Below are 24528 nucleotides of genomic sequence, written 5' to 3' on the forward strand. Positions count from 1 at the left end.
ACACTGCAACGCGAGGGGTTGAGGGCGGTTTTTCAATCATTGCCCCGACGGGGCTCAAAAGCCGGGCTTTCAGGGCAAACTTCCAGCATTCACAGCATAAGAGTTTCTTCTTGGTTCAGCATGGAAACAACCAAGAGGCACAATATTTGTGAAGCATACTTGCTTGATGGTTGAGTCGATACTCGAGTAGTTTCAGATCCATGGAAGCGAAAGAAATTACACAGGCATTGAACCATCTGACGATTGAATGTGTCGGATCTTTCTTGGGTTTGGAGCTTCCGGCGAACCTGCGGATTACATTCGGTGAACCGTTGATTGCTCGAAGGATCGTCGTATCGCTGGCCTCAATAAGTTCAGATGGATCAGCCTTCACGAGGTCTAAAAAAGCCGCCACCGAAGGATTGCTTGGGGAAACTCCGCAAAAGCAGCCGATGTAGGGCTCAGGAGGTCCTCCGCCAAACCGCGAAACAAGCTCAAATGGTTGGAAGTTGCTGAGCTTATCTAAGACACGCTTTTTGTCGCGGTTTTCAAGTAGGCTCGACCAAAGTTCCGGATCACCAAAAGCGATTTTGCGTGCTAGGTGCAGCGTGGCTTCAACGTCACCGAGCGCGTCATGCGCATCATGACTGTCGAACCCGTTCTCAGGGGCCAAACGGTCCAACTAAAAACCGGTCGGCCTTTGTCGTCAATCGGCCAGTTTAACAAGCTTCGGCTGCGACACCATACTGCATAGACCGCCGTGAGAATGTCCAATCTCTTGTTGCCGTTCAATTGTGTGGCATAGATCTTCGGTTGGAGATTTTGATAGAATGCTTGGCTTAGGACTTCTTCATCAAATCTGATGGAATTATAGCCAACCCACGTAGCGGGCGACCATCGCGTCAAACAATCCATAATGGCCTGAGTAAACTCAAAGAGCTCCGGTAGATCCGGGTCAACAAGCTGTTCGTGACAAATACCAGTTACGATCAATGCGTACGGAGAAGGAATAACATGTGGTGCCAATCGACACCGCAGTTCGACCCGTTCGACTTCATTAAGTCTTTCGTCTGTGAGAACCGCAGCGAACTGAAGCGGTTGGTCGAATGCGACTGAAACTCCTGTCGTTTCGAAATCATAGAACACAAAACCCATGTTCTGAAACTGTTCACCCAGAGCACGGAGACGCTAAAAGGATCTTGTTTCCTGCGTTTCAACGATAACCCATGTACCTGCCAGTCGTTATGGCCCACGTATTCCTGACCACACTTGAATGAACTGCGGCTTACTAGGCACGAAATTACACAGCCATCCATTTGAGCTTTGAAGTATCCGTGTCTTTGCTGAAACGTCTAGTGTCCATTTCTGCGGACTGCATAGCATCAAGCGCGCGGGTTGGCTAACGACAGCTTTGCATCGTCTGAGAAATTATTGCTATCGCGCCTTTGAACTCAAGAACAAGCTCTTCAGAGGCGGCGGATTTGCCTAGCATCATAGTCAAGCCGACCAGATGCGGATTGCGGATTATTCCAACTGAGACGCGACACAAAAAGCAAAGTAAGGACGCCGATCATTTGAACGGCGCCCTCCAAAAATGATAACTTGTGCCCAACTAAGTTCGGTACACGAGGGTGGTTTATTATTTCTTTCCGCGAGAGACTTGCTGTCCCGAAACCACACGACTGCCGGCGTTGCCCCAACCGCTATCACTCTTGATACCATCGATAGCGTTTTTACCACTGACCGACGGTGCGGCAGCTCCAATTCCCGGCGTACTGGAAAGAGTGTCCGCCATATTTTTCGCGGCATCGGAATTACCGTTAGCCATGGCAGGTGCAGTGAACGCGATGAGCGCGGTAGTGGAAAGTACGAAAAGCTTTTTCATTTTTAGCCCCCATTTGTTTCGATATAGGGCTTACGTTTGACGTCGTTCACCGGATCAAATTTGACAATTAATATATTCGAAACAAGCTGTTTCTAAAAAATCCACAACGCACGCAACCGCGATGCAAAATGCCAGGCACCCAGAACATGAAAAAGAGTAGATTGCCCGAAATTCCAGCAGCCGCAGTTGAATTCGCAAAGTAGGCAAGTGTTGCGTCTCGGGAAGGGATGGAAATAGCCTCACCCCCGCAAACAATAGAAATTGGGCGCTGGTGTTGCACGGAACGCCACATGGATGACAGCTTAACAACGCTCGTATAGACGGTAAATGACGGCTTTGTCCGCGAAGAGGTCAGTCAGACGGATCGCAGCGAATGGCTGCACTTAGCCCAATCTGTCTTATGCTGCGGAACAGCCGAATGTCCGCTTTTCTCCCAGGCGACCATCACGGCACGCGCCATCGCAATGACCTTAAGCCAACGTGGAATAAACCTCGGCAACTCGCTTAAAGGTCCAATAGCAAGCGATAGCCGCACATCCACCGGCCAAGCCCACACGTAGGTACATCCACAAGCTCGAGTTCACGCGCCGACACATTATCAAGGCAGGCCAGAGCGCAAGAATAATGGCGACTTGGCCAAGCTCGACGCCAAGATTGAAGGCAAGTAGGTTTTGCCAGATATTTGGGGAGGTGAAGGTAAGAGAAGCGTATCAAAGAACCATCGGCAAACGATTCCAGTTCGCCGCCTGGATGTTTGAACAGGCCGGGTTTTCGAAAGAAGAAGCGAAAGCGCGTGGTAGATTGATGGTTACTTCGCTAATGGGAGACTCTTCGACCGGTCTGAAAGCACAAGGCGATTGGGAAAAGGTTATAGAGCGGGAACATGCAATTCTTGTCAGAAAGTAGAAGATAGAACAAGAAAGTTGCCGGGCATTGTAAGTTTGCTCGAAACGGACAGCCAGTTTTTAATTGCCCCGTAGAAACAGCTCACGCAACAATGCCAGAAGCCGACGTTCAGTCTGTGACCATCAAGGTCCGCTTCGTCCGCAAAGTAGACGTTCAAGCAAGTTGCAGCGAACGACCGCAATGCGGACGAAGCTCCAGTTCGCTACTACGCAGCATCCTGGCAGAAAAATGTTAGAAACGCGCGGAAAGTGGACTTTGCGAAATCGAGCTTGAGCCCTCAACGGACGTGCACCGAATTCGAAGAGAATTGACTTTCACCGCTTTCGGATGAAAGGGTTGCGAATTTTTTAGCTCGCAGTACCCCAGATATGGCCATGGTTGGAGGAGTGATTATGAAAACAGCGGTTGTGACCGGCGCTGCGGGAAGGATGGGTCAGGCCATCTGTCGCCAATTGCGGACAAATGGGTTTCATGTAATTGGGCTGGACCTCAGTGAAGAGCGACTAGACGAACTTGCGGCAGAACTGGGTTCGGATTTCACGCCTATCTGCGTTGACTTAACAGATCCCATTGCTACCGCTCATACGTTTGATGGAATTAGGTCAGAGTATGGCGGTCTGGATGCTTTGATAAACAACGCGGGCACCTGCTACATGTCTGACTTCCCGCACATTCCGCCCGAAGAACTCGAACAGCAGATGACAATCAACTTCAACTCCGCGTTCCACTGTTGCCAGCAGGCGGTTCAGTTGATGTTGGAACGCGAAGGCATCAAAAAGATTGTAAATATCTCATCGAACGGAGCTTACAATTTCGATGTGTTCGACCCTCCGCACTACCGGGCGTCAAAAGCGGCGTTGGATACTCTTACGAAAGATCTCGCCCGTCGATACGCACAGGAAAAGATCTGTGTGAATTCTCTGGCTCCTGCCATGACTGAGACACCATTGTTCAGTGTATTAACTGAGGAAGTCTTGGAGAAAGCCGTTAGTGCCATGCCGCATGGTCGCGCGATGCTACCTGAGCAAATCGCGTCTTGGGTCGGTTTTCTAATTTCGCCGGCCGGTGATGTTTCCAGTGGGAATGTGATTATTCTGAACCAAGGACGCGACGTCAGATAACTCCTAGGCGCACCGTTGTATTTATGGAAAATGGTTCACGGGGTGGGATCATCTGTAGACTCCTGGTGCTTTTTTCAGAACAGGCCACTGCTTTGGACAATGCCCATAGATTACAAAGGCATCTCGCTCGGATGCTAGACGCATCAACCTGTCTGCGCTGGCAATCGCTGCATCTTCGTCCCAAGACCCGGCAAACTTCTCGTCGATTTCTGCTGGTCGGGAAATCGCATCACTGGTTAATAAAATCGCCCCCGACGGAAGATCGACCATTATCGCGATCTGGCCAGGCGCATGACCGGGTGCCTTCAAAACGAAGATACCCGGCCCAATCTCTACGTCGCCATCAACCAAGAGATAATTCTGATCGGGCCATTCCAAAGGCCGCATGTCGCCCCAATACAAGGGGCGAGGTAAGGCTCGCTCCGCAGAAGAGATAAGAATTGGACTGCTTGGAAAGTCGCCCAAAGCGCCGATGTGGTCGATATGGGTGTGCGTACAAATTTGCAACGTAATATTCGACGGAACGAGTCCGAGTTTTGCCAGCTGTGCGCGTGGCAGATTATCTGGTTCGCACTTCAGAACCTTGCCAAACTCGAACAATCGATCTTCTTTGACTGCGGCGTCGGTATCAATCGCGTATTTTTCAGGAAATCCAGTGTCGATGAGTATTGCCTCTCCTAAATCTGTCCGGATCAGAAACCCGCAGATACCTATGATACGGCCAGTGGAATGGACCTTGAACAGCCCGTAGTCCAAAACCGCAAGGTCAATCGGTCGCCCTTTGACAAATCCCTCTGCTTGCACAGACTATCTCCCTGATTGACTAAAAAGATTTAGAGTAGAGCATGAAAGTCAAGATACACACACTCTTTCAGTACCTACTGGATACCACAGAAACGGATCCAGAAGCTTTCGTTGGGTTTTCCTTGTCCGAGTCGCCGCGTTTGGGTGAGTTCATGGATGCGCTGGATCCAGCGCTGCCGTTGGATTGGAACCAAATGAGCTTTCGGGGTCTGCCTGCTTTACGACGACATGTCTTGGACCGCGCCGGCTTGTCTGATGTCTGCAAGCCAGACGACGTTCTGATCACCGCCGGCGCTGCAGAAGCCAATTATCTTGCATTCATGCAATTGGTCCAACCGGGCGACGAAGTCGTAACGGAACGCCCGGGTTGGCCACAAGCGGGCGTCTTGGCAGAGGCGGTTGGAGCGACACTAAGAGTTGTCGACAGTGAAGAGAGTGCTGGTTGGGTATTGCCGCTCGACAAAGTTGAGGCTGCAGTAACAGAACGCACGCGGCTTATCTTTATAACCAACCCCAATAACCCCACCGGGCAGTTGATGAAACAAGCAGAGCTGGAAAGGCTTGCCCAAATCGCAGATCGTGTCGGCGCATGGCTGGTTGTTGACGAGGTTTATGCAGGATTGGAGTGGGTCGGATCCCGCGCCCCTTCGATTGCCGGTTTGTATCCTAGGGGTATCACGACGGGCAGCGTTTCCAAGGCACTGGGGCTCCAGAGGCTACGCACCGGGTGGATGATATGCCGTGATCCAGATCTGATTTGGGACGCTATTATTCTGCGGGAAAACTCGAGCGAAATTATGAATATTCTCGGTGAAGTCATCGCCGAAATCGCCCTAAGGCCTGGCCGATATAATCAGGCTATAAAAACTGCACGGGCAACTGGGATGGAAACGCTGGAACGCCTGGATCGGTTTGCTGCCGATCAACCCCGCCTCGATTGGGTCAAACCTCAGGCTGGATTGATTGGTTTGGCACTGCTCGATGGGATTGATGGCGACGTTTTCGCCAAACGCTTGCTCGCCGATCCCTATCGGACATTTCTTTTACCGGGTTCGTCTTACGGGATGCAGAACCACATCCGACTGGGCGTGGGGGGAGGTACTGCTGCCAACCTCGACCTTGGCCTAGAGCGCATGGGCGAACTATTGGCGAACTGGTAGATTTAGGACACTCATTTCGGCTTCTCGGCCTGCAACGCCGGTCAAAAAGTGCTGCCCGATCAAAGCTGACATTGAGCGTCTTGATGGTGCAAGTTCACCCGCCATGTGCTGGAAGCTTTGCCGGTTTGAGCAGCATGACGGCAGGCATTGCGGGGAACATGGCAGCACGCGCCCTAAGAGAGATCGGTCGCGGTGCGCGACCCGATATGCGTGGTTTGTTGATGACACCCGGCAACGTGACACGAATCGCGGATCAGCTTGCGCGTATGCGAGGGGCCGCGATGAAGGTGGGTCAGTTGATTTCGATGGATGCAGGTGAGGTCTTGCCGTCTGAACTGGCTGACATCATGGCGCGTTTACGAGATCAGGCGCATTTCATGCCGCCTAAACAATTGCGTGATGTCTTGAATCGAGCCTGGGGTCCAGATTGGCGAAAATCCTTCAAAGCTTTCAATGTTAGGCCTGTAGCGGCTGCAAGCATAGGGCAAGTACATCGTGCAACTATTAAAGACGGGCGCGATGTGGCGATCAAAATGCAATATCCCGGTATCGCGCGCAGTATCGACAGCGATGTCGCCAATGTTGCTGCTCTGGTTCGCATCTCAGATTTGCTCCGTTGAGATCGGGCATTATGCTTCTTGCCAGGGCGCTGAACACCTGCGGTTTGTCGACGTTTCAGAACCCAATGCTCGTGTTGGTCCAAATCTAACGCGACAAGAAGCGATGAATCGATTCACTGTGCGCCGACCAGATGGAAAACTTGTGTCCGGTGCGCGCGGGTTCGCGGAACTCTGGGGTGCTTTACCCAAATGGCGTTGGTTGGCACGCGTGGCAGGCTTACCGGGGGTAACGCCTCTGCTAGAACTTGCATACCGGGTTTTCCTGCCCTTAAGGTCGACGCTTTCGAGCATCGCGTCTTGCTTTGGAGCGAAGCCAGTTAACAGGACGAGTTCGTCAACATGATCAACCTAGACTATGGCTATTTCCAAAGGCGGGATTAGCCCGTCAATAACGTTCTCGAATCCGTACTTGGCAACATTTGCGCCTTATTCACGCTTCGTATACCGTAGTAAGGGATTGATCGGTGTCATTAGAATTGAGTGCAACGTCAGCATTATCCGTTTTGTACATTTTGTTCGCCCATACCTCTTGGGTATCGCCGGTACATTTGTAAGAGCTAGCGCAAAAACCAAAGAAAAGAGGGGGCAGCTGTGGCGCACAGATGCGCTATGAAGTCGCAACTTGGGATGCTGCAATTCAGACTTAACGGCAGCTTCGCTGGAATTGCAGGTGTACCGGCAAATATGTCGAATGAGGCGTGAGGTTTGTAGTTACATCGATGATTGCCGAAGAGTACTTAAAAATCGCCGGCACAAAAGAATGACTATGGCAGAAAATTCAGTGGTTTTCGTATCGAATGATCGGCGAGGCTATATGCTGCATGAGCCTAGATTACCGATTTCGATACGCAAACTGGATGGTTCGGTTTAAATTTAGCTTTCTCCCACCAACGGTGCTTTGGGGGCGGATGTTCTGGGGTTCGCCGCCAATGGTGCCAGAGGTGCATGGTGGCATACAGATCGTTGTGGTGGTCTTTTTCTTAACCTGTACTTAGAAATCAGAATTCGAACAAAATAAAGCTGGGCCATCCGGTTCTGGGCATGGTGTTGTTGGGCTCAGAGTCTTCAACAACTATGTCACTTTCGCCTAGGTCTCCTTCTTCAGGCCAAACGCTCATCAGTGAGTTCGCGGAAACTTCCAAACTTCGAGTGCCAAAGGCCGATAGCGCCGGTGCAAAGGCTGCGTCGACAGCGGAATGGAGAGGAGTTTGGAACAAAGATCCATTCTTTGCGGCCACACGTACAATACTTGAAGAACGGAGGTGTCGTGCAGGTTGTTTGGTTCAAACGGGATTTACGGATAAATGATCATCCGGCAATAGCGCAAGCGTCTGAGGTCGGGCCAGTTCTGCCACTCTACGTGGTTGAACCAGAGCTTTGGCAGCAAGGCGACGCTTCAAAACGGCAGTGGGACTTTGTTGCTGAGACAATCGCTGGTTTACGAAAAGAGCTCGGGAAATTGGGCCAGCCACTTGTTGTTCGCACCGGGCAAATTGTGTCGGTCCTTTCCGAGTTGAAAGACCGTGGTCTAATTGACGTCCTTTGGTCACACGAGGAAACAGGAAACAGATGGACGTATCAGCGGGATCGCCAGGTCGCTGCATGGTGCAGGAATCATACTGTGCGGTGGCACGAAGTGCAGAACCATGGCGTTTTTCGCAGGCTCAAATCCCGTGACGGCTGGGCGGAACGTTGGGATAGATTTATGGCTCTTCCCATTTCTTCACCAGTTGCGCTAGAGCATATCAGCATAGAACCAGGATATATTCCCACGGGGCGCGACCTCGGCTTGGGGAACGATTCATGTACGAGTCGTCAAGCCGGTGGGCGAACTGCGGGTTTGGAACGGTTGAACAGCTTTTTGATCCACCGTGGCAAAAGATACCAACGCGAAATGTCCAGCCCGTTGGAGGGGGCCGTTGCGTGTTCGCGGCTATCGCCCTACCTGGCTTGGGGGGCGCTTTCGATGCGCGAGGTTTCGCAAGCTACTGAAAAGCAAAGACGCAGATTGCCACCGCATGCAAGGGAATGGCGCAAATCGCTTCGCTCGTTCTCGGGCCGATTGCATTGGCATTGCCATTTTATTCAGAAACTTGAGGATGAACCTCGGATTGAGTTTGAAAACCTGCATCGGCTATACGACGGTCTTCGTCCCACGGCACCAGATGCTGAACTCTTGGCTGCTTGGTCCAACGGCGAAACCGGGTATCCATTTTTCGACGCATGCATGCGGTCGTTGCAAGCGACCGGCTGGCTCAATTTTCGGATGCGCGGAATGGTGATGGCCACGGCGAGTTATCATCTCTGGCTGGATTGGTGGGCCCCGGGGGAGCATTTAGCGCGCATGTTTACTGACTACGAACCAGGCATTCACTGGAACCAGGTACAGATGCAATCAGGCACTACCGGCATCAATACTGTGCGGATTTATAATCCGGTTAAGCAGGGCCATGATCAGGATCCAAAAGGGTTGTTCATTCTGACATGGGTGCCGGAGTTACGCCAAATCGCGGATCAGCACATCCACGAACCCTGGAAAGCTCAAAACGCGAAGCAAATCCTTGGAAAGCTCTATCCAGAGCCCGTTTTTGACCATCTCACGGCAGCCAAGGCCGCGCGCGAGCGGGTTTGGGGCGTACGCCGAAGTGCGGAGTTTCGCACCAAAGCACGAGCCATCGCGACAAAACACGCAAGCCGAAAGACAAGACCGAATGCTCGCAGAGGCCCGCGGGCGTCTCAAGGTCAAAAGCAACTCGACTTACCTTTTGGGGAGCAGTCATGAAAATGCGGAAGAAAGTCGATTTGCCGCAAAAAATCTGCCCGGTCTGTCAGCGCCCTTTCACCTGGCGCAAGAAATGGGAAAGCGTTTGGGATGAAGTGAAATACTGCTCAAAAAAATGCAGGTCGGCTGCATGACCGAGAAATTTCTAGAACTCGCGAAAGCGAAAGAAACAATCAGCTTCAAACCTACACGTACCACTGGTCTGGAAAGGCTGAAGCAGTTCGTTGGCCGCACTGGGCGGCGATATACAAGTACGCGGAACTACGATTTTGGGACCGAGCGACGCTGCAATGTATCAGCTTTGTCGCCGTGGCTGCGCCACCGTTTGATAACGGAGAAAGAGGTTCTGGCAACGGTACTGGCCGCGCATGGTTTCAACGTGGCAGAAAAGTTCGTGCAAGAAGTGTTTTGGCGCACGTACTTCAAGGGCTGGCTGGAACAAAGGCCCAGCGTCTGGGCACTATATCAGCGGGACTTGTTGAGCGCTTGTGAGCGGCTAGCAAGTGACGAAGACCTAGAGATCCGCTTCAATGAAGCCGTTAAGGGCAATACAGGCATCGACTGTTTTGATCATTGGGCTCAGGAACTGGTGGCGACTGGCTACCTTCATAATCATACGCGCATGTGGTTTGCTTCAATTTGGATTTTTACGCTTCGTTTACCGTGGCAGCTTGGGGCAGATTTCTTTTTGCGACACTTGCTGGATGGCGATCCCTCATCGAACACGCTGAGCTGGCGGTGGGTTGGCGGATTGCACACGAAAGGCAAAACCTACCTCGCGCGACCTGACAATATTGCCAAATACACTGAAGGACGGTTTCAACCAAAAGGCCTCGCCAAATTTGCAGAACCGTTGACCGAGCAAGTAGATCACCCGCTCATTCCTCTTTCGAGCCCGCGCTCACCCCCAGACTGTCCTTATCTGTTGCTGTTGACGGAGGATGATCTGTCAGGTGAAAGCGTAATGCCGACATCGCCTGCTACCGCGATCGGGCTTTTAGCGACGCATGGCCGGTCTCCAAACCCGATGGGAGACGCCGCAAAAGACTTTGCCAAGGGCGCGATCAGCAGCGCCCTTGAACCCTACGAAAAACCCGTAAAATCGGCCGACGACTGGTGTGGTCCGCTGATCGAGGCAGCGCGAAATGCGGGTGTCACGACCATTGCAACAGCCTACTCGCCTGTTGGCCCCACTCGGTCACGATTGGATCGTGTGGAACCCTTATTGAGAGATGCAGGTCTATCATTGATCAGGATAATGCGGCCGTACGACGCGATAACGTGGCCTCATGCAAGGGCCGGATACTTCGGCCTTCGAAAGAAGATCCCATTGCTCTTGGATCAATTGAACCTGCCCTTCCAACGAAGACTTTAACCCGTGTCCACTGCCACCCTTCTACTCCCCAACCAATTGTTTGCCCAACACCCGGGTCTGGTCGCCCAGCCAGACACTGCTGTGCTTTTCGAGGATCCGCTGTTCTTTGGCGATGCGCATTATCCGGCCACAATGCACAAGCAAAAGCTTTGGCTGCACCGCGCTTCTATGGCGCGCTATTGTAACCGCTTGGTCGCCAAGGGACTTGATGCCACGATATGGCCCTTTGAGCGGCAACCGGGCGCATGTCTGCGATTGTTTCAAAGTCTGCGCGATCGCGGTGTCAGCCGAATAGTTATGGCTGATCCAGTAGACTTCATCGCAGAAAGACGGTTGCGCGCGGCGGCTAGCAATACCGAAATCACGCTTGATATCCAGCCATCACCCGGCTTTCTGAATACGCGGGCCGACAATCTGAATTGGTCTGCCGGTCGAAAACGTTGGCTCATGGCCGAGTTCTACAAAAGCCAACGCCGGCGCTTGAACGTGTTAATGGACAGCGGTCAACCGACTGGCGGACAGTGGAGCTTTGACGAAGAAAACCGCAAAAAAGTACCCAAAGCGCTGTTGGATAGCCTGCCGTGGATCGACTGGCCTGACCATGATGCAGTTGATGAAGCCGCAAAAGTGAGCGTTCTAGCTGATTTTCCAAATGCACTGGGCAGTCTGGAAACGCTATATTATCCGACATCACATAAAGCTGCATCCGATTGGCTAGCGCAGTTTCTGGAGCGGCGATTCGAACGTTTTGGCGACTATGAAGATGCCATTGTCGAGGGCGAAAACTGGCTATGGCATGCCGTTCTCACGCCTGTTTTGAACATAGGATTGTTGACGCCCAAACAAGTTTTGGACGCGGCCCTCGCGCATGCGGATCGAAAGAGCATTCCCCTGAACTCGGTAGAAGGATTCATCCGGCAGATCATTGGCTGGCGCGAGTTCATGCGCGCGACATATGAGGACCTTGGAGTGCAGATGCGCACAACAAATCATTGGGGCCATCACCGCCCCATACCCCGCTCTTTCTATGATGGAACCACTGGTATTGATCCGCTGGACGACACGATCAAAAGGGTACTCAAAACTGGGTATTGCCATCACATTGAACGCCTTATGGTACTGGGCGGTTTCATGTTTCTGTGTGAGATTGATCCGGACCATGTCTATCGCTGGTTCATGGAAATGTTCGTCGACAGCTATGATTGGGTAATGGTTCCAAATGCCTACGCGATGAGCCAGCATGCCGATGGCGGTTTAATCACCACCAAACCGTACTTTTCCGGTTCAAACTACGTTCGCAAAATGAGCCATTGGGGCAAAGGGCCTTGGTCCGACATATGGGACGGCCTTTACTGGCGATTCATTCTGAAACACACCGACAGACTTGCTGGCAATCCTCGATGGGCGATGATGTGCCGTACGGCGGGACGCATGTCGCCAGAAGTCAAAAACAAGCATGTCACGACAGCCGAAACCTTTTTGCGACGGATAGCATGAGCGCGGGCTTTATGACAGCGGATAACTGAGATTGAGGACTCACCTAAAGATAGGCTTTGGGACCGGCTAAGTATGACAATTTAACGCTATTACCAAAGAAGACATATGACTGTTTGATTTTTTTAATTTAGCTCTTTGATCAGGTTTTCGAAGGCCAGCGACACTTCTGATCGGTGAATTGTCTTTGTGCCCAACCGCTACTTATTTTTCTTTGGGAATCTCTCGGATCAAACCGGAAGCATACTAGCGGCATTTGATATTAAGTCTTGTACCGGCCACATTGGGCTCAAAGTCGCCATTCGCTACAACGGTCACCAATGACTGTTGCGCGAACTTGGCAAACCTTCGAACTCAGTCAAAATAACTTCCCGAGCAGAGTTATGCTATGGTGCCTTCAATTATGGAGGAAAAATTGTTTCGCTTTGTTTTGCCAGCAGCTCTCATTCTGGGGAGCCCAGTCTTAGCTCAGGATGCAATAAATCCGTCAGGCCTTTCCGGTCCTTCCGGTCGACCTTATTCACCTTACGCTGAACGCGCATATCCAACTCAAGTCTATTTTGGTGACACTCACGTTCATACTGGTCTTTCCGGGGATGCTGGTGGGGGTGGTACGCGCCTCATGCCTCATGATGCCTACCGGTTTGCGCGTGGCGAAGAAGTTGTGTCTAACACGGGGCAACCTGTAAAGTTGTCGATGCCTCTCGATTTCTTCATGATTACAGATCATTCGGATGCTATGGGTGCTATCACCGACATCATCGGAGGTGCTCCCAACATCTTGGCAGATGAGCAAGGCAGGTATTTCCATGAAGAATTCAATAAGGGTGGGGAAGCCGCTCTAGCGGCTGCGCTTGAGCTTACAGCCGCGTTTGCGCAAGGACAGGTTTCCCCTGCGCTGAACTATCAACCAGGCAACCCCGCGTATGCCCGTGTTTGGGACGACATTATCGACGCCGCAGAGCAGTACAATGACCCCGGCGTATTCAGCACCTTTATCGCCTATGAATGGACATCTCTCGTTGCAGGGAACAATTTGCACCGAAATGTGATCTTTCGCGACGGCCCTGAGCTCACAAGAATGATACTCCCTTATACAACAACGCCACCTGTGGGCTCACCAAACCCTCGTGATCTTTGGAAGTGGTTGGAAAACTATGAGCAAACGACAGGCGGGCGTGTTCTTGCAATTCCACATAATGGGAATTTGTCTAACGGCTGGATGTTCCCGTTAGTCGATGACTTCGCGGATAGTGTGCCGTTAGATCCGGCATACGCAGAAGCGCGAAACAAATGGGAAAGACTATACGAACCAACGCAGATTAAGGGAGATGGTGAGGCCCACCCGTTCCTATCGCCTGACGATGAATTTGCTGACTTCGAAACATGGGATTACGGCAATCTGGATGCTTCGGTTCCGAAAGAGCCAGAAATGTTGCCCGGTGAATACGCTCGATCCGGATTACTTCGTGGCTTGTCTTTGGAAAAGGCTTTGGGAGTAAACCCTTTCAAGTTTGGCTTGGGTGGGGCAAGTGATACACACACAGGTTTAACGGCTCCAGATAACGACAATTTCTTCGGGAAGTTCACCGGTTACGAGCCCAGCGAAGAGCGCAGCCAACATGTCAGTAAGACCTATGCTGACGGGGCGGTTGCGCTGCTTTCGTCGCAATACATTACTGGCGGTCTGACCGCAGTATGGGCGCAGGAAAATTCCCGAGAAGCCATTTGGGATGCGATGCATCGGCGTGAAACCTACGCAACAACAGGACCCAGAATGCGCGTTCGTATGTTCGGAGGTTTTTCTTTTACCGAAGAGGATGCCTTGCGGCGGGACTTGGCGCTTGTGGGATACACCAAAGGTGTGCCGATGGGGGGGGGATCTTGACCCTGGTGAGGGCGCACCTTCCTTTCTGGTATATGCGCTTCGTGATCCGATGGGAGCAAACCTGGATCGAATTCAGATCATAAAGGGCTGGCTAGATGCAGATGGAGAGCAACAGGAAAAAGTCTACGACGTGGCCTGGTCTGGTTCCCGCGAACCAGATGGCGCTGGCAAGTTACCGTCAGTAGGCACCACAGTTGACCTTTCTATCCCCTCGTGGACCAACACAATTGGAGCCTCTGAGCTTGGAACCGTGTGGGAAGACCCAGATTTCGATCCTTCGGAAAGCGCATTTTATTATGCCCGGGTTATAGAAATACCGACCCCTCGCTGGACGGCGTATGATGCAGTTAAGTTCGGAATAAACATGCCGGATGGCATCCAATTAACAACGCAGGAACGCGCCTACACTTCGCCGATTTGGTACTCGCCACAACAGTAGTTCGATTTACGATGTCGGTCCGGTATGGGCTCGAAGTAGACGTTCAGCAAAACTCGTTGAATGACCGCTTAGCGGACATAGCGGACATGTTAAATTAGTGACTTTTTTGCGACACGAAGCTCAAACGCCGACACTAATAGACAGCTGCTGAATGCGGTTTATTCAACGTGATGAGCAAGCTTTCCGTCCCATTCTTCTGTCGAAACTTTGGGTTCCGGCGGGTCTGCAATGTAAGACGGTGTCATTAACTGTGTTCCGTTTTCATCAAACACATCGACAATGTTTTCGCGCAAATCGGACAAAATCTTAGGCAAGCTCGATCCGCGCGAAGTATATGCGTTAGCCGCCATTCGTTAGTGGCGCAGCAAAGTTTTGCACTGCGATTTACGGGTCGTGGGACTAAGCGGAAATCTGGGACATGCAACCAAAGCTTCGCACCATACGAGTCGTGAGGGCGGCGAAACGCACAAATGCGGTATCCGGGAACTTTTTGGGGCAGCTCACTCAATTCTGGCGACGCCGATAGTGGACCGCCGCTACGTGCGTGAAAAAGGTAGCGTTCTCTTTCTCTGAGCGACAGCCCAAACAATCGGGAGTCCTTTCATGAGGGATCAATGTCGTTGCCACTTTCGCGGTACTGTCTTTCGAGTAGAGTTATAGCGATATTTGGATCAGAGGGGCTCCATGGATTACCAAGAACAGGAACTGACCGCAGCCAAGAAGACAGTCTTGTCGCACCAGCGGCACATAGACACTGCACCGAACCTCGCACTAGCTGACGCGCTTTCGATTGAAACCAGTGCGAATTGCAAGTTTCAATTCACGGCCCCGTTCGCAGAAGGTATCGGTGCTGAAGATGCGGTCACGAACTTTTGGAACACGCTTCGCAATTCGTTTTCGCCACTTCAACGTAGACCGGATATCTTTTTTGCCGGCTTTAACCACCTAAGCGACGAACCTGGTGTCTGGGTCGTCTCAATGGGGCACCTACTGGGCTTGTTCGATCAGCCGTTCCTTGGGATGCGTCCGACCCGGCAATCGACCATGCTAAGATACGCCGAGTTCAATCATGTCGTGGACGGCAAAATAACCGAATCTACGACGTTCCTAGATGTGTTGAACCTGATGGCGCAGGTGCGGGCCGAGGCGCTGCCGCCATCAACCGCTGCGATGATGGTCACACCCGGACCTCGTACACATGATGGTTTACTCTACGCTGGCCAGCCCGCAAGCGAAGGTCAAAAAACCCTGAAGCTGTTTCTCAGGATGATCGGCCGATTGCTGGCGGAGGATGTCCATACAACGAACACGGATCTGTCTCTTGATTGGACGGACGACATGATCTGGTGGGGTCCGGGTGGTATTGGTGCGCCCTACACCCAAGGACGCTATCTTGAACAGCACTGCATACCATTCGAAGAGGGTCTGAAATGGGGCGATTTCTTCGGGCACCGAACTGAGTTTGCCGAAGGTCACTACGGCGGCTTTTTCGGTTGGCCGACATTCGATGTAACCTCGCTCGGAGGTTACATCGGGCTTGCCCCCAAATCCGAGAAGAAGGCAACGATGCGAGTTGTCGATCTCTATCGACGCCAGGGCGAAAAGCTTGCCGAGAACTGGAACTTCATAGACCATCTACACTTTCTTGAACAACTGGGTGTCGATCTTGTTGCGCGACAGCGCATGCTGACCGGATTGGATTGAGATTTTGAGATTTCGAGAGAATCGAGTATAGTTAGCTCGCATACGTATGCGATATCGAGTGATGTAACCGCTCGTATCCGCTTCTAAGTTGATCCAACGAGGTCGAATCCAGGGAGAAAAACATGTCTATCATCACTCGTCTGACAGTCGCTTCAACTGCGCTCGGAATGACGGCAGGGGTCGCGTTCGCTGATTGTCCGGTCACTAGCGGAAGCGTTAGGATCCTGGCTAACGATTTTCCTGCGCTGCATGCGGTTGTCGATAACGCCGAAGCGTGCGTCGGAGAGGGAGCCGAATTCTCGAAGAACCACTCGACCAAGCACAATGAAATTCAGGTTGCAGCGCTTACGGCTAATCCGGCCGAGTATACGACTAAGATCGTGGCGAACTCGTCCATTGTTCCCCTGTTGAATGACGGGTTGATACGCCCGCTGGATGATCTGGTCGCCAAGCACGGTCAGAATTTGCAGCCAAACCAGTTGATCCGAATTGATGGCAAGATCATGGCGATTGCCTTTATGGCAAATGCACAACATCTGATCGTGCGTCAGGACATCCTTGACCAGGTTGGAAAAGAGGTGCCGACATCCTACGAAGAAGTGCTCGACGTCGCCGAAGCCATCCGTGCGGCTGGCATCATGGAATACCCTTTCGCGATGCTGACCAAGTCGGATTGGAACCTCGGCGAAGAAGTTGTGAATATGTATCTCGGCCACGGCGGAGAGTTCTTCAAGCCTGGTACGGCAGAGGTTTCGATTAACAACGAACAGGGTGTTGCAACTCTGAACATGCTGAAATCGTTGATGGAGTATTCCAATCCCGATTTCCTGACCTACAACACCGGAGCCGTGACACCGCTTTGGGAATCCGGTGAATTGGCCATGGCCGTATTGTGGGGAAGCTCTGTGGGTGGTCTCATCGACGACGAAGGTTCTACCCCGGAGATCGTGGCAGCAACCAAACCGGCAGGAGCCATGACAGTAGCTGGCGGTGCGACGCCGGCGTCTTCCCTATGGTGGGATGGTTTCACCATCGCATCAAACATCAGTGACGAGGATGCCGAGGCTACCTTCATAGCGATGGTTAATGGCATCTCGGATGACATGGTCATGGCCAACAACGACAAGGCGGTATGGCTGATGGACAGCTACACACCAGGACTAGCAGCCGAAGGCGTTGCCGCTGCGGCGTCAGCCGGTGCAAATCCCTATCCCATGCTGCCATACATGGGGCTTCTGCATTCGGCATTCTTCCAAGAGGTGCCAGACTTCCTGCAGGGCAACGAAAGCGCTGAGCAAACTCTAGCTGACATCGAGGCGGCTTATACCGCTGCTGCGAAGGAACAAGGGTTCCTCAAGTAAACACTCAATTGGTGCGCGGCGCTCTTTCAGCGCCGCGCACAACTTTGTCGGGCTTTCGCTATGCCGCACGGAACTTTTGCACGATTTATCTGGCCGTCATTCCTGGCAATGATCTTGTTCATTGCCCTGCCGATCGTGTCGGTCGCAATGCAATCATTCTTTGTCGAACATGAACAGGTGATGCGTGAGGTCGAGAATTGTGGGCCTTTTAAATGTACCACGGTTCTACAGGTCGATCTGGAAGCAACCGAAGCTTTGAAGGCCGACGCACCCCTAGGGCGCTACAACGGCCTGGGAACCTACACAAACCGTGGGCATCTGGCCTTCGACGAAGTGAGCGAGATCTGGGCAGGAGCTGATTCTTTCGGGAATTTTATCGCGGGGGTTTACAACCTGCCGTTCTACAAGGCGTTGTTCTTCACGCTTGCCTACACATTTGTTGTTACACCATTGGTGATCGTTTTTGGTCTTTTGATTGCATTGGGCGTGAACCGACTTCCAAGAGTCACTAAGGGACCGACGATCTTTGCCTCGCTCTTGCCTATGATCGTGACGCCTTTGATCGGGGGATTGATCCTGTTTTGGATGGTGGATGCAGACGGCATCATCGGAGCCACGCTGCAGATCATCTTTGACGATCCAGACCTGAGCCTGAAAGCTTCGGCTCCGCTCACTTGGATTATGCTGATGGTCTACGGCGTCTGGCATTCGACGCCCTTTGCCTTCGTTGTGTTCTACGCGGGGTTACAAACGGTTCCCTCCGACACCCTCGAAGCCGCAAAGATCGACGGGGCAAGCCGATTTCAACAGGTCCGCTATGTCATCGTGCCCTACATGATGCCACTTCTGGTCTTTATCACCTTAATGCAACTGATGGACAATTTCCGCGTTCTTGAACCCATCGTGTCTTTTTCGGCCGAGGCGAAAGCCAGGTCGCTCAGCTGGATCATCTACAACGATCTTTCGGGGCAAGATAAACTTTTTGGTTCGGCCGCCGCGACGTCTATGCTGACAATCCTCGGCGTTGCCATCCTGCTGACACCAGTGCTGATCAAGACCTGGCGCGACTTTAATCGGAGGGCCGTCTGATGGCATCAACGGCGAGTAAATCTCCACGTCTGCTCACATGGTTCGCAACCTCCATGATCATCTTCTGGTTGATGATCGCGATCGGGCCGTTTGTCTGGACGGTCTGGGGATCTTTCAAGGTTCAGGGCGATTTCTTTTCCAAGGCCGATTGGCGAAACGCGATCTACGGCGTCTACACACTTGCCGAAACCGGCGGCAATTTCACTGGCAATGGCTACTTCGGTGCATGGATCCAGGAAGAGTTCTGGAGAAATGTGCTGAACACGTCCATCGTCGTTGTTTTTACTGTCGTCATTTCATTGACCCTTGGAACCTTGGGCGGATACGCCTTGGCGCGGTCCGGTTATCGTTATGCATTCTGGCTTTTGATCGCAGCGCTTGTGTTCCGGGCCATGCCGCACATTACGCTTGTGTCTGGATACCTACTGCCGTTCTTCGAATGGAATGTCTGGGGGCGGCTCTCGACCACCATTGTCGTTCTGGTCGCAATCAATCAACCTTTCACGCTTTGGATGTTGCACTCGTTCTTTTTGAACATCCCCAAGGATATGGACGAAAGCGCTATGGTCGATGGCTGCACCCGGTTCCAGGCGTTCCGGCATGTGATAATTCCGGTCATGTGGCCGGGCGTCATTACCACCGGGCTGTTTTCTTTCCTTCTGGCCTACAATGATTTTGCAATTACCTCGATGCTTCTGAGTTCGGAAAACCAGACGATGGTGCCCAAGATCGCAAGTTTCCTGACCCAGATACGCGAACAGGGCAACGTGATGTTTGCAGTTTCGGCTGTGGTGAGTGCCATGGTGCCTCTGTTCTTCCTGGTTTTGTTCTTCCAACGTCAGATCGTTAGCGGGTTGACCGCCGGCGCGGTGAAAGGGTGAGCCGATGGACCACCTGAGACTACCTCTCGACTCCGCACCTTTGATTTATACCTGGTACCTAGGGGATCGGCTTCAGACCTAGGGATATGTCGCTTCGATGCGCCTGCCGCAACTAAACCGACAAATCGAAACTTAGGGACCATCCATGACCCAAGATCTGAAATCCGCCAAAGCGCTTGTGCAAGGCTACAATGCTGCACGCGATGTCGCCGCGTCCGGCGATGCGACGGCCGCCGCTTGCCAATCTTACCTGTCATCTGATCACACTTATCGCGGCATGCGCCCGTTCTACGACATCAAAGGGCCCAAGGCGCTGGCCGAGACTGTCTGGTCGCCGCTGAAATCCGCCATGTCGACCATTCAACGCCGCCCCGACATATTCTTTGCCAGCCACGCCGATCTTGACCCTGAAGCAGGCGCTTGGGTTGTCGAAATGGGCAACCTTCTTTGCGACTTCACCGCCGATTGGCTGAGTATCCCTGCCACCGGAAAATCCATTTATCTGCCTTATGCGACGATGAGCCGGGTCTTGGCTGGCACCATTGTCGAAACTGTCGAATTTCTCGACATCCTCGCCGTCCTAACCCAGGCGGGCCGGAACCCGCTTGCGCTGCACCAGACTGGCGGGATGATGATGTCACCCGGTCCGAAGACTCACGACGGGCTAGTGTGCAACCCTCTACCCGAGGATCTGACACGGGACACCTATGACCTGACCCATGCAATGCTCACCGACTTGGCGCTCGGCTATACCTCGCCCGGTGATCATCTGGTGCGCTTTTGGCACCCGAACATGAACTGGTTCGGCCCCACGGGCATTGGTGTAAGCCTGTCCATCCCAGGCTACCAACGTGGCCACACCCTTCCTTTCGAGAAGAAACAGGACGTGGTGAAAATCCACGACTGGGAACTGGCGCTGGCGGAGGGCAACTTCGCCGCCTTCATGTGGTGGCCTTGCCTGACCCTACGCAATACCGGTGACTACCTCGGGGTCCCGGCCAACGATGCGGCGGCAGAGATGCGCGTAGTCGACCTATATCGCCGCGACGGCGACAAGCTTGCCGAGAACTGGATATTCATCGACATCCTGCATTTCCTTGCCGAACAGGGCGTCGATCTTCTGGCCAATACTGGAGAGACCGAATGACCCGCTTCATGCCCGATCGCTCGAAATCGCATCACCCGGCTGCCGCCCTTTCGCGGGCGCACATGCCCACGTCGTACGACATCTCGCTCATCGACTACACCAAGGACGGAGCGCATCGCATCCCGCCCTATCTCGGGCCGTCTCAATCGCTTGCCGGGTTCGATCCCGAGTATCGCAACATCGTCGACTATATCGTCCGCATCACCTATCGCATCTGGGAAACCGAGGCCCGTGAAGTCGAATATATCGAAGCGTGTTACTCCGACGATAGCCTTGTCTATGATGACTATGGTCTGCAGCACGGCAACGCCAAGATCGTCGGCGACACGCATCACACGACCGGCGCATTCCCCGACATTATCCTTAACGCGGAAGAGGTGATCTGGGCTGGCGACGATAGCGTCGGGTTTCACACCTCGCACCTGACGCGCATCAAGGGCAAGAACACCGGGCCGAGCAAATACGGCGACCCGACCGAAGCTGAGGTCGACGTCATGGTCATTGCCAACTGTGTGGCACTTGGCAACGATATTTTCCTGGAGCACGTGCTTTACAACACATCCGCCATGCTCAAGCAGTTGGGCCTTGATCTTTGGGAAGAGGCGGACAGGCTTGCCGCAGACCCATTCCCCGGCTGGCCGAGGAGCGCCGAAACATGGGCCGACCTGCGCGCAGGCGTGCGCCCCGAGCGTCCCTTGAGCCTTGGCGAACCGGTTGAGGGCTTTGATCCAGATGCGTTCTCGCGGGCGATCCACAACAACATCTGGAACGGCGACGGCTCGGTCTTGGATGAAAGCTATGCCGCCGATCTGCCCTTCGAGGGCACCACGGATCGAAAGTTCTCGGGGCGAGATGCCTATCGTGACCATGTCGGCGAACTGCGCGCCGCCTTCCCCGACCTGAAGCACCAGGTCGACGAAGTCTACTGGATGGGCAACGATGCCGACGGCTTTCTGATCTCCACCCGCTGGAGCGCGGATGCCACACACTCTGGTGGCATGCTTTACCGAGACCCCACAGGGCAGACTTGTCAGATCTGGGGGATCACTCAGCAGCGGGTCAAAGACGGGATCGTCGAGCAGGAATGGCAGCTTTTCAATGAGTTGGACCTGATGATCCAAATCGCAAAGGCGCGCCGGGATGGCTGAATATCAGGACGCCAAGGCGCTTGTCCGTACCGCGAACACCGCCATCGACGCCGCAGACGGCGACGCGGTCGCCTCGGCGATGGAGCCTTACTACGCGTCCGATGTACTGTGGCGCGGGATGCATCCGTTTCACGAACAGGCCGGCATTGCGGCAGTCGCTGACACCTATTGGCGGCCGCTCAAGGACGCCATGGGCCCTTTGCTGCGCCGCCCGGACATCTTCTTCGCCGGGTCGAACGAAATAGACGGCTTCTCGTCCACTTGGGTGGTCGAGATGGGGCACCTCATGGGCACCTGGGACCGCCCCTGGATCAGCCTTGCCCCGTCGCGCAAGCTGGCGTTTCTGCGGTACTGCGAATTCCACCGCATCGAGGACGGCCGCATCGCCGAAACCGCTTGTTATGTCGACATCCTGAACCTTCTGGCACAGTCGGGCCGCCATCCGAACTCAGGCACGACCGGGTCGGTTGTACTGACACCCGGCCCTGCCACCCATGACGGTCTCTTGTACGACGCGCACCCCGAAGCCGAAGGTCGGGCGACCGTGCAACTCATCGCTGACATGGTCACCGATCTCAGGGCCAACAAAGTCGGCTCGCCTGAAGACCACATGACCCGTTTCTGGACCCCCGACATGTGCTGGTTCGGCCCCGGCGGCATCGGCGCAAGCGCCTTCTTCGATGGCTATCGCCGTGGCCATTCCGGCCCTTTCGAAGACGGTCTGGAATATGTCACCCACACCGAACACGTCGCCCGCCTTGGCGAGAGCAACTTCGGCGGGTTCTTCGGCTATCCCAGCCTGACCGTCCGCTCGACGGGCGGGTTCATGGGCTTGCCGCCCAGCGACGTGGTGGCGGATATGCGGATCGTCGATCTCTATCGCCACGACGGCGACAGGTTGGCTGAGAACTGGATCTTCATCGACATCCCCCATTTCATGGCCACACAAGGAGTGGACATTCTGGCAGAGCTTGGGCGCGAAAGCTGATCAGTTTCTGTTCGCCACGCTGCCACGCTCAACAAGTTCTGGCACAATGCTCTCGTTCATGACTGTGTCGTTTCCCGCTATCTCAGCCAGCATAAGCGAGACGGACTGGTCGATCATCTTGTTAATCGGCTGGCGCAATGTCGTCAGATCATATTCAGGCGATGCCGCCATCGGAATGTCGTCAAAGCCGACAATGGAAACGTCTTGTGGTACCTTCAGTTTCAATTCGCTGCGAATGACGCCGAGCGCTTCGATCGCCATGTAGTCGTTGGCAACGAATATCCCATCTGGTCTTTCGGACGCGGGCCTGTCCAACAGATTGCGGGCAGCAGTTCGCGTCGCAGTCAGATCAAAATGCCCGGCAGCACGATCAAACAAGCTGTGTCCCTGATCAGACAGCTCCCGCTCAAATCCCAATTGGCGGTCGCGCCCAGTCGACGATTCCGCCCAACCGGACAGCAACGCAATCTTCTGGTGACCTGTTTCAATGAGATGGCGCGCGGCCAATCGTCCGCCAAGGACATTGTCCGTCGACACGCAAGACACGCCTTCCTCGGCCTTGATCCGGTTGAACATGACGACAGAGATACCTTGATCCTGGCAATGCTTGCAAAGTGACGAAGACAGTTCGACCGATGCAGTGATGATCCCGTCAACCTTGTATTCCAGCAGTTCGGATACCGTCTCTTCGACTCCGACGGCGGTTTCCGGCATCATGAAAACCATCGCGTGGTAGCCGTTTTTCTGCAATTCTATACAGAGCTTTTCCAATGCAACGGCATAGAATTGATTGTCCAGATAGCTGAACAACAAGGCGATAATCTTTGAGTTTCCCGTAATCATCGATCGGGCAAGCGCATTGGGCCGGTAGCCCAACTCCTTGGCCGCTGCGAAAATTCTCTCCTTCGCTTCCGCCGATACGCCGGACTGAGTGGGTACGCGAGAGAAGGCGCGACTCACGGCGGATTGCGACACGCCCGCCCGTTTGGCGACGTCGACCGAAGTTACTGAATTCTTCCTGGCCATGTTCCAGATGCCCCAATTTTCTTGTTCCATTTGCCCCGTAATCAACGGAGAACCCGAGGATATTTTCTGCGTGGGCCGGAAGACTTTCCACGATCCTATCGCTACCGAATGACCCAGGTCAAATGACGGACAGGTAGCAAGTTTTGAAGCCTTGAGCTGTCTCCACGTCCGCTCATTTCGAGGCGTTCTGAGCGGTAGTGGTTTCATCCTTCGTCTTGACACCGCACAATCTCGAACCAAAGGTGTCCTGCAGACATGACATTTTGTGGCGACCGTATTCACGACACACGCTCCTGCATTGCCAGTCATCGCCATGGCGGCCAAGGCGCGTCCTCAACATCCACAATGTCGGCTTTTGAAGATGGCCGCCCGGTTTTGCTTGTGCATAACTTGCAAAACAGCTTCCGTTTTGGCGGCGCGGTGATCGGCAGGATTGCTCCGCATCTCGCCATTCTGTCCCGGCAGCAGCGAAGTTGTGATTTGGTACAAGCCAAACCGACGCACTTGAACGACTGCTTCGGTGAAATGTGCCGCGTCGCAACAACATACTGGCTGCACGCGCGAGAAAATGCTGCGTCAGCGAAGCAGCAAAAATCGAATGGCGGCAAAGTCCGCAAAGCAGACTTTGAGCGAGTTTCCCCAAATGACCGATATGCGGACAAAACCGAACTTGAGCACAATGGGCGCAAATTCCGCGTTCAGATCAAGCTTGATCTACTTCGTTCTTGCTT

General features: G+C 53.4%; 25 protein-coding genes and 1 pseudogene. 19 read left to right on the forward strand and 7 right to left on the reverse strand.

Features of this window, described 5'->3' with window-relative positions; translation table 11 throughout:
* Nucleotides 1-115: 115 nt before the first annotated feature.
* The 4 genes from AC2FI7_RS18900 to AC2FI7_RS18915 all read right to left on the reverse strand — a co-directional run bounded on the left by AC2FI7_RS18900 (nt 116) and on the right by AC2FI7_RS18915 (nt 2544).
* Complete coding sequence (locus AC2FI7_RS18900; RefSeq protein WP_238528843.1) at nt 116-661, reverse strand: hypothetical protein; 546 nt, start codon at nt 659-661, stop codon at nt 116-118.
* Nucleotides 577-1134 (reverse strand): exonuclease domain-containing protein, encoded by a 558-nt coding sequence (locus AC2FI7_RS18905; protein ID WP_010443150.1) that lies wholly within the window; start codon nt 1132-1134, stop codon nt 577-579. Before AC2FI7_RS18905 ends, AC2FI7_RS18900 begins: the two co-directional genes overlap by 85 nt.
* Before the next feature lie 484 nt (nt 1135-1618).
* Nucleotides 1619-1864: a hypothetical protein gene (locus AC2FI7_RS18910; RefSeq protein ID WP_010443151.1), complete on the reverse strand. Its 246-nt coding sequence runs from the start codon at nt 1862-1864 to the stop codon at nt 1619-1621.
* Nucleotides 1865-2334: 470 nt separating this feature from the next.
* A complete protein-coding gene (locus AC2FI7_RS18915; RefSeq protein ID WP_083829033.1) occupies nt 2335-2544 on the reverse strand; it encodes a HupE/UreJ family protein in 210 nt (69 codons plus the stop codon).
* A 10-nt stretch (nt 2545-2554) separates the two neighbouring features.
* Between AC2FI7_RS18915 and AC2FI7_RS18920 the strand changes: the two genes are divergently transcribed.
* Both AC2FI7_RS18920 and AC2FI7_RS18925 read left to right on the forward strand, forming a co-directional pair.
* On the forward strand, nt 2555-2770 hold the full coding sequence (locus AC2FI7_RS18920; protein WP_147437046.1) for a hypothetical protein: 216 nt from the start codon (nt 2555-2557) through the stop codon (nt 2768-2770).
* A 392-nt stretch (nt 2771-3162) separates the two neighbouring features.
* A complete protein-coding gene (locus tag AC2FI7_RS18925; protein WP_010443153.1) occupies nt 3163-3891 on the forward strand; it encodes an SDR family NAD(P)-dependent oxidoreductase in 729 nt (242 codons plus the stop codon).
* Between the two features lie 48 nt (nt 3892-3939).
* On the opposite strand, the gene AC2FI7_RS18930 is transcribed toward AC2FI7_RS18925, so the two are convergent.
* Nucleotides 3940-4695, reverse strand: coding sequence for an N-acyl homoserine lactonase family protein (locus AC2FI7_RS18930; RefSeq protein ID WP_496815718.1), 756 nt, complete (start codon nt 4693-4695; stop codon nt 3940-3942).
* Between the two features lie 41 nt (nt 4696-4736).
* Between AC2FI7_RS18930 and AC2FI7_RS18935 the strand changes: the two genes are divergently transcribed.
* The 9 genes and pseudogenes from AC2FI7_RS18935 (at nt 4737) to AC2FI7_RS18975 (ending at nt 14453) form a co-directional block, all read left to right on the forward strand.
* Nucleotides 4737-5855 carry a pyridoxal phosphate-dependent aminotransferase gene (locus AC2FI7_RS18935; RefSeq protein WP_496815719.1) on the forward strand — a complete coding sequence of 373 codons (1119 nt, stop codon included), beginning with the start codon at nt 4737-4739 and terminating at the stop codon, nt 5853-5855.
* A gap of 83 nt (nt 5856-5938) precedes the next feature.
* A pseudogene (locus tag AC2FI7_RS18940) lies at nt 5939-6469 on the forward strand (AarF/UbiB family protein); the annotation flags it as partial.
* The gene (locus AC2FI7_RS18945) at nt 6435-6818 is read left to right on the forward strand and encodes a thiol-disulfide oxidoreductase DCC family protein (RefSeq protein ID WP_202945043.1); all 384 of its coding nucleotides are present in this window, start codon (nt 6435-6437) and stop codon (nt 6816-6818) included. The pseudogene AC2FI7_RS18940 and the gene AC2FI7_RS18945, both read left to right, overlap by 35 nt.
* A gap of 924 nt (nt 6819-7742) precedes the next feature.
* Complete coding sequence (locus AC2FI7_RS18950) at nt 7743-9257, forward strand: FAD-binding domain-containing protein (protein ID WP_496815720.1); 1515 nt, start codon at nt 7743-7745, stop codon at nt 9255-9257.
* A gap of 2 nt (nt 9258-9259) precedes the next feature.
* Complete coding sequence (locus AC2FI7_RS18955) at nt 9260-9391, forward strand: DUF2256 domain-containing protein (RefSeq protein ID WP_238528841.1); 132 nt, start codon at nt 9260-9262, stop codon at nt 9389-9391.
* Entirely contained in the window at nt 9388-10632 is a 1245-nt protein-coding gene (locus tag AC2FI7_RS18960; protein ID WP_496815721.1) for an FAD-binding domain-containing protein, read from the forward strand. Before AC2FI7_RS18955 ends, AC2FI7_RS18960 begins: the two co-directional genes overlap by 4 nt.
* A gap of 3 nt (nt 10633-10635) precedes the next feature.
* Complete coding sequence (locus AC2FI7_RS18965; RefSeq protein ID WP_496815722.1) at nt 10636-12129, forward strand: cryptochrome/photolyase family protein; 1494 nt, start codon at nt 10636-10638, stop codon at nt 12127-12129.
* A 400-nt stretch (nt 12130-12529) separates the two neighbouring features.
* Nucleotides 12530-14014, forward strand: coding sequence for a DUF3604 domain-containing protein (locus AC2FI7_RS18970; RefSeq protein ID WP_496815772.1), 1485 nt, complete (start codon nt 12530-12532; stop codon nt 14012-14014).
* Nucleotides 13947-14453: a DUF3604 domain-containing protein gene (locus AC2FI7_RS18975; RefSeq protein WP_496833559.1), complete on the forward strand. Its 507-nt coding sequence runs from the start codon at nt 13947-13949 to the stop codon at nt 14451-14453. The genes AC2FI7_RS18970 and AC2FI7_RS18975 overlap by 68 nt, the downstream gene beginning before the upstream one ends.
* A 158-nt stretch (nt 14454-14611) precedes the next feature.
* On the opposite strand, the gene AC2FI7_RS18980 is transcribed toward AC2FI7_RS18975, so the two are convergent.
* Nucleotides 14612-14803, reverse strand: coding sequence for a hypothetical protein (locus AC2FI7_RS18980; RefSeq protein WP_010443163.1), 192 nt, complete (start codon nt 14801-14803; stop codon nt 14612-14614).
* 334 nt (nt 14804-15137) lie between these two features.
* On the opposite strand from AC2FI7_RS18980, the gene AC2FI7_RS18985 reads away from it, so the two are divergent.
* The 7 genes from AC2FI7_RS18985 (at nt 15138) to AC2FI7_RS19015 (ending at nt 22771) form a co-directional block, all read left to right on the forward strand.
* Entirely contained in the window at nt 15138-16157 is a 1020-nt protein-coding gene (locus AC2FI7_RS18985) for an ester cyclase (protein ID WP_010443164.1), read from the forward strand.
* Nucleotides 16158-16279: 122 nt separating this feature from the next.
* Complete coding sequence (locus AC2FI7_RS18990) at nt 16280-17518, forward strand: ABC transporter substrate-binding protein (RefSeq protein ID WP_010443165.1); 1239 nt, start codon at nt 16280-16282, stop codon at nt 17516-17518.
* A gap of 60 nt (nt 17519-17578) precedes the next feature.
* Nucleotides 17579-18607: a carbohydrate ABC transporter permease gene (locus AC2FI7_RS18995; RefSeq protein ID WP_010443166.1), complete on the forward strand. Its 1029-nt coding sequence runs from the start codon at nt 17579-17581 to the stop codon at nt 18605-18607.
* On the forward strand, nt 18607-19488 hold the full coding sequence (locus tag AC2FI7_RS19000; protein ID WP_010443167.1) for a carbohydrate ABC transporter permease: 882 nt from the start codon (nt 18607-18609) through the stop codon (nt 19486-19488). The genes AC2FI7_RS18995 and AC2FI7_RS19000 overlap by 1 nt, the downstream gene beginning before the upstream one ends.
* A gap of 145 nt (nt 19489-19633) precedes the next feature.
* Nucleotides 19634-20635: a nuclear transport factor 2 family protein gene (locus tag AC2FI7_RS19005; protein ID WP_010443168.1), complete on the forward strand. Its 1002-nt coding sequence runs from the start codon at nt 19634-19636 to the stop codon at nt 20633-20635.
* Entirely contained in the window at nt 20632-21783 is a 1152-nt protein-coding gene (locus tag AC2FI7_RS19010; RefSeq protein WP_010443169.1) for a nuclear transport factor 2 family protein, read from the forward strand. Before AC2FI7_RS19005 ends, AC2FI7_RS19010 begins: the two co-directional genes overlap by 4 nt.
* Nucleotides 21776-22771: a nuclear transport factor 2 family protein gene (locus tag AC2FI7_RS19015; RefSeq protein WP_010443170.1), complete on the forward strand. Its 996-nt coding sequence runs from the start codon at nt 21776-21778 to the stop codon at nt 22769-22771. Before AC2FI7_RS19010 ends, AC2FI7_RS19015 begins: the two co-directional genes overlap by 8 nt.
* Here the strand turns inward: AC2FI7_RS19015 and AC2FI7_RS19020 are convergent, their stop codons facing one another.
* Entirely contained in the window at nt 22772-23797 is a 1026-nt protein-coding gene (locus AC2FI7_RS19020) for a LacI family DNA-binding transcriptional regulator (protein WP_037322014.1), read from the reverse strand.
* A gap of 255 nt (nt 23798-24052) precedes the next feature.
* Here AC2FI7_RS19020 and AC2FI7_RS19025 point away from each other — a divergent pair.
* On the forward strand, nt 24053-24528 hold a 476-nt coding region (locus AC2FI7_RS19025), incomplete at its 3' end, for a hypothetical protein (protein WP_496833562.1).

This window comes from Ruegeria sp. YTSA064 (assembly GCF_059610325.1).

What these genes read in the sequence shown, in the direction of transcription:
- AC2FI7_RS18990 (WP_010443165.1), top strand. Translation starts at nt 16,280, where the DNA reads ATGTCTATCATCACTCGTCTGACAGTCGCTTCAACTGCGCTCGGAATG.
- AC2FI7_RS19010 (WP_010443169.1), top strand. Translation starts at nt 20,632, where the DNA reads ATGACCCGCTTCATGCCCGATCGCTCGAAATCGCATCACCCGGCTGCC.
- AC2FI7_RS18935 (WP_496815719.1), top strand. Translation starts at nt 4,737, where the DNA reads ATGAAAGTCAAGATACACACACTCTTTCAGTACCTACTGGATACCACA.
- AC2FI7_RS18925 (WP_010443153.1), top strand. Translation starts at nt 3,163, where the DNA reads ATGAAAACAGCGGTTGTGACCGGCGCTGCGGGAAGGATGGGTCAGGCC.
- AC2FI7_RS18975 (WP_496833559.1), top strand. Translation starts at nt 13,947, where the DNA reads ATGCCTTGCGGCGGGACTTGGCGCTTGTGGGATACACCAAAGGTGTGC.
- AC2FI7_RS18985 (WP_010443164.1), top strand. Translation starts at nt 15,138, where the DNA reads ATGGATTACCAAGAACAGGAACTGACCGCAGCCAAGAAGACAGTCTTG.
- AC2FI7_RS18970 (WP_496815772.1), top strand. Translation starts at nt 12,530, where the DNA reads ATGGAGGAAAAATTGTTTCGCTTTGTTTTGCCAGCAGCTCTCATTCTG.
- AC2FI7_RS19015 (WP_010443170.1), top strand. Translation starts at nt 21,776, where the DNA reads ATGGCTGAATATCAGGACGCCAAGGCGCTTGTCCGTACCGCGAACACC.
- AC2FI7_RS18955 (WP_238528841.1), top strand. Translation starts at nt 9,260, where the DNA reads ATGCGGAAGAAAGTCGATTTGCCGCAAAAAATCTGCCCGGTCTGTCAG.
- AC2FI7_RS19020 (WP_037322014.1), bottom strand. Translation starts at nt 23,797, where the DNA reads ATGGCCAGGAAGAATTCAGTAACTTCGGTCGACGTCGCCAAACGGGCG.
- AC2FI7_RS18905 (WP_010443150.1), bottom strand. Translation starts at nt 1,134, where the DNA reads ATGGGTTTTGTGTTCTATGATTTCGAAACGACAGGAGTTTCAGTCGCA.
- AC2FI7_RS18980 (WP_010443163.1), bottom strand. Translation starts at nt 14,803, where the DNA reads ATGGCGGCTAACGCATATACTTCGCGCGGATCGAGCTTGCCTAAGATT.
- AC2FI7_RS18995 (WP_010443166.1), top strand. Translation starts at nt 17,579, where the DNA reads ATGCCGCACGGAACTTTTGCACGATTTATCTGGCCGTCATTCCTGGCA.
- AC2FI7_RS19000 (WP_010443167.1), top strand. Translation starts at nt 18,607, where the DNA reads ATGGCATCAACGGCGAGTAAATCTCCACGTCTGCTCACATGGTTCGCA.
- AC2FI7_RS18960 (WP_496815721.1), top strand. Translation starts at nt 9,388, where the DNA reads ATGACCGAGAAATTTCTAGAACTCGCGAAAGCGAAAGAAACAATCAGC.
- AC2FI7_RS18910 (WP_010443151.1), bottom strand. Translation starts at nt 1,864, where the DNA reads ATGAAAAAGCTTTTCGTACTTTCCACTACCGCGCTCATCGCGTTCACT.
- AC2FI7_RS19005 (WP_010443168.1), top strand. Translation starts at nt 19,634, where the DNA reads ATGACCCAAGATCTGAAATCCGCCAAAGCGCTTGTGCAAGGCTACAAT.
- AC2FI7_RS18945 (WP_202945043.1), top strand. Translation starts at nt 6,435, where the DNA reads ATGTTGCTGCTCTGGTTCGCATCTCAGATTTGCTCCGTTGAGATCGGG.